Raw genomic sequence first — 13345 nt, 5'->3', positions numbered from 1 at the left:
GGCGTTCGGTCTGGTCATCTCCAGCAAGGACGGCGCGTGACGTGACCAACGGTGGCGGGCTGTTCCTACCGTGGAGCCATGTACGGCTGGCGGCGTCGTCGGCTTGCTCAGTCGGTCTTCGGAGCCGACCGGCGGAGGGATCGCCGGGAGCGGCGAGCGTGGACGCGCGAAACCAGACGAGGGCTTCGCGAGCTGCGACACGAGGACGATGGCCGCCGGGCTGTGACGGCCTGGTCGGCGTGGGCTGCTCAAAAAGAACTTTCCCATGGCGGCGGTGGTGTGCGCCTGCGGACTGGTCACGGCGGCGGCCCTGTCTTCGTCCTCGGCGATGCTGATGCACCTGATGTTCGGGCGGCCGGCCGAAGCCACCGTCGTCGAGGTGCAGTGTCCGCCCGAGCCCGGGTCATGCGTGTACCGGGTGGCGGTGGCAGGAGCTGACGAGCAGGAGCCGGGATGGCTGTACCGCTGGCCGCATGGCCAGCTGGTGCAGGGCCAGCGAATCGAGGTCTCTGCGGTGCCCGGCCAGTGGGTCCAGCCGGTGGAGCGCGATCGGACGCTGTCGGGCATCGAACAGGTCTCCGTCGCAGTGGCCGCCCTGGCGTTGCTGGCGGCGGTGCTGGCGGCGGTGCTGGCGGCGGTGGGTGCCGTGGTGGGACGCCGCAGCTGGCTCGTGCACGAGATTGAGCAGTGGGTCGGGCGTTGACAACTCAGGTGGCCCCCCGCCCTTTGCGGCCGGTCTCGTCTGGGGAACCTTCACGCAGCAGACCGTCGCTCACATCCGGACGATGACCTTGCCCTTGGCCCGGCCCTGTTCGAGATAGGCGAAGCCCTCGGCGATCTGCTCCAGCGGGAAGACCCGGTCGGTCACCGTCCGCAGCTTGCCCTGGTCGACCAGGCCGGCGAGTACGTCGAGGTCGGCTCCGCTGGGACGCATGAACATGTACCGGTAGTTGACTCCGTACCGCCGGGCCCGGCGACGGATTCCGGCGCTGGCCGCCCAGAACGCGGCGGCCAGCAGCGGGCCGGCACCCAGGTCAACGCGGGCGGTGGTCGGCTCCGGGACTCCGGCAACGGACACCGTCGTGGCTCCCGGCTTGAGGATGGCGAAGCTGTCGGCGAGGTCCGGCCCGCCGGTCAGGTCGAAGGCGCCGTCGTAGTCGTTCAGTACATCGCTGAACCGTTGCCGCTGGTAGTCGACGACCACACTGGCGCCGAGTGACCGCACCAGGTCGGCACCGCGTGGCGACGCGGTGGTGGCCACCTCGGCACCCATCCAGACGGCCAGCTGGATGGCCAGGGTGCCGACGCCCCCACCGCCGCCGGAGATGAACACCCGGTCACCCGGGGCGACGGACAGCTCGTCGCGCAGCGCCTGCAGGGCGGTCGACCCGGCCAGCGGGAGCCCGGCCGCGTCCTCGAAGTCCAACGAGTCCGGCAGCTTCGCCAGCAGGTTTTCGTCGACCGCGGCGTAGCGGGCGAAGGCGCCGAGCCTGCTCTTGTCCAACCGGGCGAACACGCGGTCGCCGACGGCGAACCGGGTGACGCCGGAACCGACCTGCTCCACCACACCGGACAGCTCACTTCCCGCGACAATGGGCAGGTCGATGCGGTTCACCAGCCGTACCTTGCCCTGTCGGGTCTTGACGTCGATCGGGTTGAGCCCGGCGGCCCGGACCCGGACGAGCACCTCGCCGTCGCCGACCGCCGGCTCAGCGACATCGCGCAGTGCCATGGCACTCGCGTCCCCGTACCGCGTCAACACGTACGCCTGCATGTCAGGTGTCCACCAATCCTCGGAACCAGCGCCGGGCAGGCCGGATGTGCCCCGCCGTTGGCGCTCAAGACCACAACGGTACGGAGTGGCTGCGGAGCTCACTCCGCACGTACGTGCGGATCGGTTGCCGAGTGAGGGCGATGCGGGCCGAGCAGGTGGCGCTAGCCGCACGTACGTGCGGTTCGACGGCGGTGGGGCCGGGCTCCGGCGCGGACGCTGGTGGCCGCGGCGGTAGCGTCATCCGGGTGAACCTGGACGAGACCGCGGCCCGGCTCGGGGTGTCCGTCGCGGATGTCGAGCGGGTGCACCGGCTCGCCGGTGACCGGCCGTCGGCTCCGCTGCCGGCCAGGGCCGATGTGCCCGAGATCCTGGACCGGCTCGCGGTGCGGCCGGACGACGCCGCCGAGATCATGGCCGGCTGGCCCGACCCCGACTCGCCGCTGTGGACCCCGGAGCTGCGCTGGCTGCTCGACCGGACGATCGCCCTGGTCCGGGCTGACCTCGGCGGCTACGGCTGGCTGCCGCCCGGCCCGGAGCTGCCCCGCGACCGGGGACCCGCCTGGCGGCACCTCTACGTGTACGCGTACCTGGCTCTGGTTGACGTCGTCCGGGCGTACCACCGGGATCACGGCATCGCCGACGCCGTGTCCTGGGTGACCCTCGCGGACCTGGGCCGCAACCTCGCCGTCGACCGGCGGATGCGTGGTGAGGGCTGGCCGGTCATGCAGGCCTGGCTGACCCTGCACGTGCGCGGCAGCCTCTACGAGCTGGGCCGGCTGCAACACCAGCGCGGCGACACCGCCATCGACCTGCACATCCCCGACGCGGGGCCGTTGACCCCGGAGGCGGTCAGCGCGTCGCTCGACGCGGCACGCGCGTTCTTCCCCCGGCATTTCCCTGACGAGCGGTACGCGGCGTTCGCCTGCGGCTCGTGGCTGCTCGACCCGCAGCTGCGGGAGTACCTGCCGGAGGACGCGAACATCGTCCGGTTCCAGCGCCGGTTCGAGCTGGAGCCGTACCAGGAGCCGGACGGGCTGGACGCCGACGTCGAGGTGCTGCGGTTCGTGTTCCGCACCCTGAGCACGCCACTCGACGCGCTGCCCCGTCGTACCGTGCTGCAACGCGCCGTCGTCGACCACCTGACGGCCGGCCGCCACTGGCAGTGGCGCCGCGGCCGATTCCCGATCTAGCCAAGGCATGGCCCAGCCTCCGCTCGGCTCGGTAACCCCGTCGGCCGAGGCGGAAACAGATTGGGTATGGACGACGGCCGGTCAAGATTCGCGGAGCTGTTCCGGCGACATTACGGCGCGGTGATGCGGTACGCGGCGCGCCGGGTCGGCCGGCAACGCGCGCCCGACCTCGTCAGCGAGGCGTTCCTCGTCGCCCGGCGACGCCTGCCGGACGTGCTGGTCAGCGACCCGCTGCCCTGGCTGTACGCGATGACCCGGCACCTGATCGGCAACGAGATCCGGGGCCGGGACCGGCAGGCGAGGCTGACGTCCCGGCTGGGCGAGGTCGCCGAGACGGGTCACGGCCGACCACGCCGATGTGGTGGTTGACCAGGTACGGGTACGTCGGGCGCTGACGCAACTGTCCGAAGCAGATCAGGAGGCGCTTCGGCTGGCCGCCGGGGAAGGGCTCGACGCCACCGCCGCCGCCACCGTCATGGGGTGCAGTCGGACGGCGTACAAGGTGCGGTTGTTCCTTGCCCGGCGGCGGCTGGCGGCCGCGTTGGAGCCGGCACCGACCCGGGGGCCGGCGGACGCCGAGCTCTCACCGCTGGCTTACGAAGGAGGACGATGATGGAAAGCGACCCACTGATGCGCCGCGGATCCCGCCGCCGACTGGCGGGTGGACGCGGAGTCGCCGCAGGCCACGGCGATGCTGGCCGGCATCCTCGCTCAACCCCGGTCCGACGCCGCGCGATGGTCCGACGCCGCGCGATGGTCCGGCGTGGCGGCGGTACGGCGCGGGCGCGCCACCACCACTCGGCAGCTGCGGCACCGGCGGCTCGCGTTCGGCGGGGTCGCCGCCGCTGCCGTGGCGGGGACCACCGCGGCGTCGACGATCTGGCTCGACGGCCCGGCCGGCCTCACCGCCGACCTGCGATAAGCCGGCGTACCAGCCGAGCTGCGTACCGGGCTGCCGGAGCGCTTCTGCCCCGGTGTCGCTGATCGGGGCTACACGAGTGAGGCGCTTAACCAACTCGGCCCCGAGGGCGAACCGGTCTCCACCGACGGCTACGCCATGCAGCCGGAGCTGTTCCCCGAAGGAAGCGTCCTGGTCATCTCGACGTACGCCGACACGCAGACACAGTTCTTCTACACGATGATGTACCTCGCGCCGGCCGACTCCACCTCCTGCGCCCTGTCCGGCACGCTGGGCAGAACGCGCTACACCCGGCCCAGCCCGCACCCGACGAGGGTCGGGTGGCCGCAGCCGGCCGAGTGAGCAGGCGAGTCCACGCGAGCCCACATCCAGGTGACGCTGACACACGTAATTCTCGCTTTTTAACGTGTGTCAGCGTCACCTCGATGGCTAGCTGCGGGTGCGTGGGCATCGCCCGTCACGGGCCGAGTAGGGCCAGCGGCACGACCGCGATGTCGTCGCGGCGGCGGAAGGCGTGTTCGCCCGCATACACGACAACTCCATCGACCAGTTCCTTGCCGATGCGGTCACGGAGCCAGTGCAGGTGCTTGGTGTCGGCGTCCTCGACGCGATCGGCCAGCTTGACTTCGATACCCAGCACTCGGCTGTCCGCGTGTTGGACGAGCAGGTCCACCTCGTGATCGCCGTTGCGGGTGCGCAGGTGACCAACTCGGGCCTCGGCAGCCTCGGCGTAGGTGTGAATGCTCAGCGCGGTGAGGTGCTCGAAGAGGGCGCCGAGGATCGTGCTCTCGGACAGTTGCGTGCTGCCCTGCTCGGCGCGCAACAGCGCATCGTCGTCGAGCCCGAGCAGCCGGGCGGCCAGAGCAGGGTCGGCGAGGTGGTGTTTGGCCGCTTGGCCGAGCCGGTCCAGGTGGTTGTGGCTGGGAATCCACGGCGGTATCGCGTCGAGTAGCCACAGTGATGTCAGGGCGTCTCGGTAGGCGAGGGTGGTCTCCTTTGCCGGTTTGTTCGCCAGCCCGGCGGTTGCCGCGTCGAGGATCTTCGAGTACGCCGTCGTGGTTGATGTCGCGGCCGCGTACGCGGCCAGCCACGCACGCAGCACGGCCGGCCGGCGAACCGGGTAGCCCTGCTCGGGGAACTCCCGCTGCACGACGTTGTCCAGGTACGCGTCCAGCTCCGCTCGACGCACCCGAGGCGGCAATCCGCGGATGGCAGGAAAGCCCGACGCCACGATCTCTTCGACGTAGTCCGTCAACCGGAGCTTGGTGGCGCCGCTGACGATGCGGTCGCCCGCCAGCAGCGCCGCCAGGCTCACGGTCGGCGTTTCTATGGCCCGCTCGGCCAGGCTCAGCGGCCGCATCCGCATTGGCACGATCCGCCCGGCACCGGAGTGGACCACTGCGCCTCGCGGTGCCGAGCTTCCAGCGATGATGAAGTGACCGGGCGGGGAGCCGGCATCGACGGCGCGTCGCACGTGGTCCCATACCTCGGGTAGGCGCTGCCACTCGTCCACCAGGACCGGCCCCGGCAGGCGGGTCAGGATCGACGGGTCAGCCGTGACGATCTCGCGTTGGGCGGCCAGACTGAGATCGATGACCGATGCGGTTCGTTGCATCGCCGTCGCGGTCTTCCCGACGCCCTTCGGCCCGTGGATCGACATGGCACGAAGATGCGGCTGGAGCTCATCCAGCGTGCCGTCCAGGATGCGGCGCCGATACTCAACCATTCCGTCATTCTACCAAGTGCAGGGTAGTTACTCTGCCAAACGCAGGCGATCTAGTCTTCCAATCGCGGGCCTCGCTACCGTCGAGGAGCACGGGTAGCGATGTGCGAGGGAACCTCCATGGCTGTCTCGGACCCGGTTTGACGACAATGACGGTTCCCTCGTCTGCCCACAGGCCAACCTTGCGCAGGCGGATCAGTCGGTGTCGCTGGCAGCCAGTACCGCCAGTCGCCGCCTGTCCGGTGACACGACTGCCAGACCGATATCCCAAGCGATACGGTCGAACCACGCGGTGGAGCCGGCGAACGAGTACCACGAGCAGTGACGCGCCAGCGCCTCGACGTCACCGACCGGTGCGCCATGCGGAGCGCCGACCAGCGCCGCAACCGACCGCCACGCCAACAGCCTTCCGTACGCTCCATACGCGCCGTGGTTGTACGCGCCCCCGATCGACGCTGCCGAGAACAACTGCCGCCACGCCTGCGGCGGCGAGCATGTGCCGAGCCCGGTCGTCATGCCCTGGGTGCACTCCAGGTCGATGCTCAGCAGCGCATCGCCGACGGCGTCCGGCGGGAGGTCGTCGTCGAACGCGAACGTTCGTGCCTCGACGCGGCCGTTGGATTCCTCGGCCCAGTTGTCGACCGCCGCGCTGAGCGCCGCAGCCTCGCCAGACGTGGTCGTCTCCTGCCACCGGGGAACAGGACCGTGCCCCTGCACGGGCTCCGCCGCCATGGCCGGCAGGTCATGGCTGCCCCCACCGAGATGGTCTCTAGGACGGCTGGGGTGCCCTTCGATCGGCGTCAACGACAACGGCAGCCAGCCGAGCGGATGATGGCGCCAGTGCGGCGAGACAACCCACCGGTGATGCACCTCGGCACCACGCAACACCAGCTCCTGCAGCAGACAGGCCCGCAACTCCTCCGACCCACCCGCATCGAACACGACGGCCAGGTCGGTGACGGTGTGGGCCGAAGCGAGCAGGGACGCGGCGTACCGGAGCTGGCGGCGGTCCTGCACGACGGAGATCAACCGGACGGCCTGGTCGATCGCCCCTGGCGTCAGAGTCAGCAGCCGCAGCGTCCGATCGAACACGCTTCGGTACTGCCACGGTGCTGTCGTATCGCCCCCGTGCCTGCGCCACACCGCGACGCCGAGATCCGCGACGAAACGCGCATCGCCTGTCTGGAGGCGCTTCTCGACGATCTGCCAAACCCCCGTCACGTCGCCCAACTCGGCGAGGCCGGCCGCGATGCTCCGGGGATCGTCATCCACGCCGAGGACTCTAACCAGCGTTTCACCCGCTGCACCGGACGGGCGATCGGCGTACGGGCGGATCGTTGCTACCGTCGGTCGGTGCGCCAGGACTCGCCGAGGTGGGAGCAGATCAACCCCAGTGGGTACGAGTGGGAACGGGAGGGCCTGCGGGAGCTGGCCTCGTACCTGCCCGATGTCGACCCGTACCACGTCTGGGCCAACATCGAGTTCGTCGCGTCCGACGGCTCGATCAACGAGGTCGACGCGCTGGTGCTCACCCCCAGCGGGCTGTACGTCGTCGAGCTGAAGCACTGGCAGGGCGATGTGTCGGGCGACGGCGGCCAATGGACGCGTCGGGCGACGAAGACGTCCCGGCTGATCCCGCAGGACAATCCGACGATCCTGGCCAACCGTAAGGCGAAGCGGTTGGCGAGCCTGATCGACCACTACGCCCGGCAGCAGCGCAGACATGCCCGTACGCCGTTCATCGGGGCGGCGGTCTTCCTGCATGCCCGGTCGTTGCGGTCGCAGCTGGATGCGATCGGCCGTCAGCATGTGTACGGCCTGCACGATGCGCCCGAGTCGGGGTTGCCGAGTCTGCGGGAGATGCTGACGGCCGCGCCGCGTAACCCGGCCCACCTGGTCGACGAGGCCCGGGGGCGGGAGATCGTCGCCTTGGTCAAGGGCGCGAACATCCGCCCGTCGGTGGCGGACCGCAAGGTGGGGCAGCTGTTGCTGTTTCCGCGTCCGTTCGCCGAGGGGGTCGGCTGGCAGGATTTCATCGCCCGGCATGTGGTGGACAGTGCGCTGCTGCGCCGGGTGCGGTTCTATCTGACCAGCCGTGCCCCGGAGGAGGAGATCCCGGCGATCCGGGCGGCCGCCGAGCGGGAGTTCCGGCTGCTGCAGGGCATCCACCATCCGGGGATCGCCCAGGCACACGACCTGATCGACCATGCGTTTGGCCCGGCGTTGATCTTCGACCATCAGGAGCAGTGGGTACGCCTGGACCAGTATCTGGTGGAGCGGGGTGATCGGCTCACGTTGGCGCAGCGGCTGCACCTGCTCGGCGACCTGGCCGAGATCATCGACTACGCGCACTCGCGCCGGCTGGCGCACCGGGCGCTGCATCCGGGCGCGGTGTACGTCTGCGATCCGGATTCGTCGCGTCCGCAGCTGGTGGTGACGAACTGGCAGACCGGTGGTCGGCTGGCGGACACCCGGCTGACCCGTACCGGTGGTTCGTCGACGGATCCGGGCAGCCTGACCTTGCTGCACGACGACGAGGTGCGGCGTTACCAGGCGCCGGAGGCGGCGATGCCGGGCCGTCCGCCCGGCCACCAGTTGGACATCTTCGCCCTCGGCGCGGTCGGCTACCGAATTTTTACCGATGGCCCGCCGGCGGGCAGTGCCGAGGAGTTGGCGACGGCCGTACGCGACAGCGGGGTGAACCTGGCGGCGGCGGTCGACGGCATGCCGGCGGCGTTGGTCGACGCGGTCTACGACGCGACCCGGGGGGATCCGACGCGCCGGTCGGCGAGTGTGGCCGACTTCCGGCGTGGTCTGGAGCGGGTGTGGGACGAGTTGACCGCACCCGAGCCGGAGCCGGAGGTCGATCCGCTGAATGCCCGCAAGGGCGATGTGCTCGACATCGGTTACACCGTGCTGCGTCGCCTCGGTGCCGGTTCGACGGCGCTGGCGTTGCTGGTCAGCGAGCCAACCGATGACGGCAAGGACGGCCGGCGACTGGTGTTGAAGGTGGCCCGCGACGAGCAGCACGCGGCCCGGCTGGCGGCGGAGGCGCAGACGCTGGGCAAGCTGCGGGACCGGCGGGTCGCCGCGCTGGTGCAGGGGCCGATCACGGTCGGCGGCCGAACGGCGCTGCTGATGGAGAGTGCGGGGGAGCGGACACTCTCCGAGGAGCTGCAGGGCGGCCGGCTCACGCTGGATCTGCTGGAGCGGTACGGCCGGGACCTGCTGGAAATCGTCGTCTACCTCGATGAGGTGGGGATCTGGCACCGGGATCTGAAGCCGGCGAACCTGGCGGCCCGACCGCTGAACCTCAAGGACCGGCAGCCGCATCTGTGCGTCTTCGACTTTTCGCTCTCCGCGAGCCCGGTGGATCAGCTGAGCGCCGGCACCGCCGGATATCTGGATCCGTTCCTTGGTCCGCCGAGGCGGTTGCGCTACGACCGGGCGGCGGAGCGGTTCGCCGCTGCGGTGACGTTGTTCGAGATGGCGACTGGGTCGCTGCCGGAGTGGGGCGGAGCGAACCCGGCGGCGGTCAGCGACGAGGTGACCCTGGATCCGGCGATGTTCGAGCCGGCGGTCGCGGATCGGCTGGTCGACTTCTTCGGTCGGGCGCTGGCCAGGGAGACCGCCGACCGGTTCGACACGGCCGAGGAGATGCTCGACGCCTGGCGGGACATTTTCCGCAAGGTGCCGGTCGCCGGTGGCGGGCCGTCGCCGGTGGCGGTGTCCGTGGCAAGCCTGGACACCTTGTTGGCGCAGTCGACGTTGACGGAGCGGGCCCGCTCGGCGGTACGTCGGCTGGGATTCGTCACCGTGCGCGATCTGCTTCAGGCAAAACCGTCCACGTTGGCCATCGCGAAGGGTGTGCCGGACGCGACCCGCAAGGAGATTCTGTCGTACGCCCGGTCGCTGCGCCCGTTGCTGGCGGCCGACCAGGCGGACCAGGCCGACGCCGTCGGCGCTGCCGAGGGGCCGGAGCCGGGCGGCGACGGCCGGCAGGCCGCCGGGGTGGCGACGCGGGGCATGGAGACGATCTGTGCCGCACTGCTGCCGGCGCAGACGAGCCGCAACGGCAAGCTCCGGACGACGCTGGGGGTGCTGCTGGGCCAGCAGCCGGCACCGGGCGACGACACGTGGCTGCACTGGCCGACTCAGGGTGAGGTGGCACGGCGGACCGGTCAGACCCAGCCGCAGATCTCCGTCCTGCTGCGTAAGCAGGTGCAGACCTGGTCGGGCAGCGACGCGGTGTCGGCGGTCCGGGACGAGATCGTGGCCCTGGTGGAGAGCCGGGGGGCGGTGATGTCGGCCGCCGAGCTGGCGGACGCGCTGATCGCTACGCACGGCTCGTACACGTCCGAGCCGAAGCGCACCGCGCAGGCGATCGGCCTGGTCCGGGCGGCGGTGGAGACGGAGCTGGCCACCGGTGGTGACGCCCGGTTGGCGATCCAGCGGTTCCGTAACTCGCAGACGGTGCTGGTGGGCCGGGAGCCGGTGGATCCGGCGGCGACGACCACGGCCGCCGACCTGCTGTCGTACGTGGTGGCGCTCGGCGGCCGCGCGGTGGAGTTGGCGGCGGCCGATCCGCTGCCGACCCGGCAGCGGGCGGTGGCGGAGCTGTCCGCGGTCCTCCCGCCGCCGACGATGCCGACGGTGCCGGAGCTGCGGCTGCTGCAGTTGGCCGCCGCCGGCAGCAACGGCCGGGTCGACGTCAACGGGCAGGGTCAGCTCTACCCGGTGGACATGCCGGCGAAGGAGGCGTTGCGGCTGGCTGCCGGCAGCATCGCCGGGCAGCGGCTGCGCCCGGACGAGGTGCTCGGTCGGGTGCGGGCCCGCTTTCCGCGCGCGCAGGAGCTGCCGGGCCGGCCGCAGCTCGACACGCTGGTCTCCGACGTCGCCGGGCTCAATTGGGAGCCCGAGCAACGGGTGTATGCGCCGCCGCCGCTGCCGTCGGTGTTCAGCGGCACCCGGGGCGCCACGGTCACCGGCGGGTTCGCCCCGCCGCTCTGGCAGGCCGACGAGGTCACGGCGAAGCTGGCCGGGGCGATCGACCGGCGGGCGTTCCTGGCGGTGCTGACTCCGTTGCGGGATCTGGCCACCGCCCGGCGGGAGCTGTTGGCCCGGCTGGCGTTGACCGAGGTGAACGTGACCGGGATCCTGCTGGAGCGGCTGCGGGCGCTCGGCTACCCGTGGCAGGCGCTGGTGGCGGCGGATTCGGGCTCGGCCACCGACGCGAACTTCCGCAGCCTGGTGGATCTGGTCCGGCACGAGGCGGTGCCGGCGCTGCGGGCGGCGTTGGCCACCGACGCGCCGGTGCTGTTGACCGAGGCGGCGCCGCTGGCCCGGTACGGCCAGGTGGAGCTGCTGGTGGAGTTGGCGGATCTGACCCGCCCCCGGCCGGCGGCCCGGCTGCTGCTGGTGCCGGCCCGCAAACCGGAGCCGGCCATGTTGGACGGCTACCAGCTGCCGTTGACGTCACCGGCGAGTCAATCGCTGTGGATTTCGGGGCAATGGCTGTCGGCCACTTCTGGTAGGACTATCCACCATGCCCATCCGACGGCTGCTTCTGGAGAACTACCGAGGGTTCCGTAACCGGCAGGAGATCGAGCTAGCACCGATCACCGTCGTGCTCGGCAAGAACAACTCCGGCAAGAGTGCCCTGACCCGTGCGCCGCTGGTGATCGCCACCGGCTTCGACACCACCTCGCCGTCCCCGCTGGACCTCGAACGCCTCGGCCCGGACGCGGTTGACGACCTGCGCGAGTTCTACCACGACCAGCGCACCATCCAGCCGCTTACCATCGGCCTGACCCTCGATGGTCCGGTGCCGTACACGCTTCGGGCCGACCTGGAGTACATCGACAATCAGCGTAGCGCCATCGTGGCGGCCCTGCGGATCGACACCGACGACAGCACCGACCCGGTCGGCACGATCGAGCTGGTGGCGTCCTCGTTTATGGACCCGATGCTGGACTCCCGGGACATTGACCCGATCTCAGCGTCGGCGCAGATCGATCCCGAGTACGGCGACACGATCGAATACGAGATCCGCGTTACGGGCCAGCCGACCCGGACGAGATCGGTGCGTTTCTCGGGTCTGCTGCCGGCTCCCGGTGAGCTGCCGGAGCTTGATGACCTGTTACGTCAGTTGCGCCCTGGTCCGATCCGCTATCTGGGGCCGTACCGGGAACGGGTGGCCCGCCAGCACCGGATGCCGATCGGCACGCCGGCCGGGCTCGGCATCAGGGGCGAAGGGCTGGCCGGTCTGCTGGCCGACAGCCAGCGGCGGGCGGACGGCCGACTGCTGGCAGAGATCAACACAAAGCTGAGCGAGATCGTGCCCGGCTGGCGGCTTGCGGAGACTGAGGCCGGGCCACTCTGGTCGACAGTGCTGGTCCGGGACGGATCCAAGGCGAAGATCAACCTTGCTGACGCAGGCAGTGGCCTGGCCCAGGTACTGCCGGTCCTGGCACAGTTCGCGATCGACGAGCTTGAGAATGGAGCGGCGGACCCACCGTTGCAGATCATCGAGGAGCCGGAGGCGCACCTCCATCCGTACGCCCATGCAGAGCTGGCCGAGCTCTATCTGGCGGTTGCCAAGGACACCGGGACCCAGTTCTTGATCGAGACGCACAGCGAGACGTTGCTGCTGCGACTGCGTCGCCGGATCGCGGAGATGGACAACGACTACGGCCCGGAGATGGTCGCCATCTACGTGGTAGAGCAGCACGACGGGGTCTCGTCCGCCCGTCGGGTCGAGCTGGACAGTCTCGGCAACCTCGACGACAGCTGGCCGCCGGGCTACTTCTCCCAGGACTACCACGAGGTCCGCGCGCTCGCCGCCGCCCAGTCGGAACGGAACGCCCGTGCTTCTTGACGTCGACGAGCGGATTCTGGACGCGGAGGATCACCGACCGGTGATTACGCTGCTCTGCATGGTGGCGGAGAAGCGCCACGACTGGCGTCCGTCGTTGCCGCAGGCGGTGCGGATGGTCGAGTTCGTGGAGCGGCTGGACCAGGCTGGAGTCCGGATGCCGGTTCTGCGCCAGTGGGCGGAGGAGGTCGTGGAGGAGTCCGCGTACCCGAGCCCGCCGGACACCCGAGGCAGCATCCGGGTCACCCTGGCCGATCTGGAGCACGTGGTCGCCGATCTGGAGAAGCCGGCCGTACTGGTGGTGGAGAACCAGCTCGCCGACGGCAGCGTGGTGCGGGACATCGCGGTGGCTCTCAACGAGCGACGGATCGCCGAAGCGCTGCGTAGGACTTGGCTGCGGCTGCACCACGGCGGTGGAGCGCCGCAGATAGTCGAGCTTGCCGCCGATGAGGGGAAGCGGTTCGTCGTCCTGCCACCTCGGGTCGCGATCCTTCTCGACGGTGACCGCGACGGCCCAGGCCAGGAGGGTCTTAACGACAACAAGCGAGCTGACGCCGACGCCGTCGGCATCCGGCACGTGCACATCCTCGCTTACCGGTCGATGGAGAACTACGTGCCGTTGACTGTGTGGGAGTGTCTCTTCCCTCGGCAGCGTCGCAGCATCGAGCGGTTGCGGGCGATGCCGGCGGAGCAGCGCGGTTATCTGAAGAAGGATGCCTACCCTGGCAAGGGGTTGCCTCGGCAGCTCACCGTGGCCGACCGGAATCTGGCTGAGGACGACTTTCGCGCCCTGGCTCCGGATGTGGTGGACGAACTGCGGCGGCTCTTCGCGATGATCCACGAGATCCTGTAGGACACTGATGAG

General features: G+C 70.2%; 12 protein-coding genes. 9 read left to right on the top strand and 3 right to left on the bottom strand.

Translation table 11 applies throughout. The features are described from left to right. Window positions 1-265: 265 nt before the first annotated feature. Window positions 266-703, top strand: a complete 438-nt coding sequence (locus tag ACN27F_RS15175) for a hypothetical protein (protein WP_421434159.1) — start codon at window positions 266-268, stop codon at window positions 701-703. Window positions 704-772: 69 nt separating this feature from the next. Here ACN27F_RS15175 and ACN27F_RS15170 read toward each other — a convergent pair whose 3' ends face one another. Then, window positions 773-1774 (bottom strand): NADP-dependent oxidoreductase, encoded by a 1002-nt coding sequence (locus ACN27F_RS15170; protein WP_421434158.1) that lies wholly within the window; start codon window positions 1772-1774, stop codon window positions 773-775. 245 nt (window positions 1775-2019) lie between these two features. On the opposite strand from ACN27F_RS15170, the gene ACN27F_RS15165 reads away from it, so the two are divergent. From ACN27F_RS15165 to ACN27F_RS15145, 5 genes are all read left to right on the top strand, one after another. Further along, window positions 2020-2964, top strand: coding sequence for an acyltransferase domain-containing protein (locus ACN27F_RS15165; RefSeq protein WP_421434157.1), 945 nt, complete (start codon window positions 2020-2022; stop codon window positions 2962-2964). A 123-nt stretch (window positions 2965-3087) separates the two neighbouring features. Further along, the gene (locus tag ACN27F_RS15160; protein WP_421434156.1) at window positions 3088-3333 is read left to right on the top strand and encodes a sigma factor; all 246 of its coding nucleotides are present in this window, start codon (window positions 3088-3090) and stop codon (window positions 3331-3333) included. Beyond that, window positions 3326-3577, top strand: a complete 252-nt coding sequence (locus ACN27F_RS15155; protein ID WP_421434154.1) for a sigma factor-like helix-turn-helix DNA-binding protein — start codon at window positions 3326-3328, stop codon at window positions 3575-3577. Before ACN27F_RS15160 ends, ACN27F_RS15155 begins: the two co-directional genes overlap by 8 nt. Before the next feature lie 48 nt (window positions 3578-3625). Next, window positions 3626-3886: a hypothetical protein gene (locus ACN27F_RS15150; protein WP_421434152.1), complete on the top strand. Its 261-nt coding sequence runs from the start codon at window positions 3626-3628 to the stop codon at window positions 3884-3886. A 135-nt stretch (window positions 3887-4021) separates the two neighbouring features. Beyond that, complete coding sequence (locus ACN27F_RS15145; protein ID WP_421434150.1) at window positions 4022-4225, top strand: hypothetical protein; 204 nt, start codon at window positions 4022-4024, stop codon at window positions 4223-4225. A gap of 115 nt (window positions 4226-4340) precedes the next feature. On the opposite strand, the gene ACN27F_RS15140 is transcribed toward ACN27F_RS15145, so the two are convergent. Beyond that, complete coding sequence (locus tag ACN27F_RS15140; RefSeq protein ID WP_421434148.1) at window positions 4341-5609, bottom strand: ATP-binding protein; 1269 nt, start codon at window positions 5607-5609, stop codon at window positions 4341-4343. A 192-nt stretch (window positions 5610-5801) separates the two neighbouring features. Further along, window positions 5802-6827 carry a DUF6183 family protein gene (locus tag ACN27F_RS15135; RefSeq protein ID WP_421434146.1) on the bottom strand — a complete coding sequence of 342 codons (1026 nt, stop codon included), beginning with the start codon at window positions 6825-6827 and terminating at the stop codon, window positions 5802-5804. On the opposite strand from ACN27F_RS15135, the gene pglW reads away from it, so the two are divergent. The 3 genes from pglW to ACN27F_RS15120 are packed head-to-tail and all read left to right on the top strand — an operon-like array spanning window position 6735 to window position 13333. Further along, window positions 6735-11198 (top strand): BREX system serine/threonine kinase PglW, encoded by a 4464-nt coding sequence (gene pglW / locus ACN27F_RS15130; RefSeq protein WP_421434145.1) that lies wholly within the window; start codon window positions 6735-6737, stop codon window positions 11196-11198. The two genes, ACN27F_RS15135 and pglW, sit on opposite strands and share 93 nt — an antisense overlap. Next, on the top strand, window positions 11152-12483 hold the full coding sequence (locus ACN27F_RS15125) for an AAA family ATPase (RefSeq protein WP_421434144.1): 1332 nt from the start codon (window positions 11152-11154) through the stop codon (window positions 12481-12483). Before pglW ends, ACN27F_RS15125 begins: the two co-directional genes overlap by 47 nt. Next, window positions 12473-13333, top strand: a complete 861-nt coding sequence (locus tag ACN27F_RS15120) for a hypothetical protein (protein WP_421434142.1) — start codon at window positions 12473-12475, stop codon at window positions 13331-13333. The genes ACN27F_RS15125 and ACN27F_RS15120 overlap by 11 nt, the downstream gene beginning before the upstream one ends. The last annotated feature ends 12 nt before the right edge of the window (window positions 13334-13345 follow it).

Source organism: Solwaraspora sp. WMMB335 (assembly GCF_049179075.1).
Classification (GTDB): domain Bacteria; phylum Actinomycetota; class Actinomycetes; order Mycobacteriales; family Micromonosporaceae; genus Micromonospora_E.
Note: the sequence above shows the minus strand (reverse complement) of the source record. Positions and strands in the feature narration are given on the sequence as shown.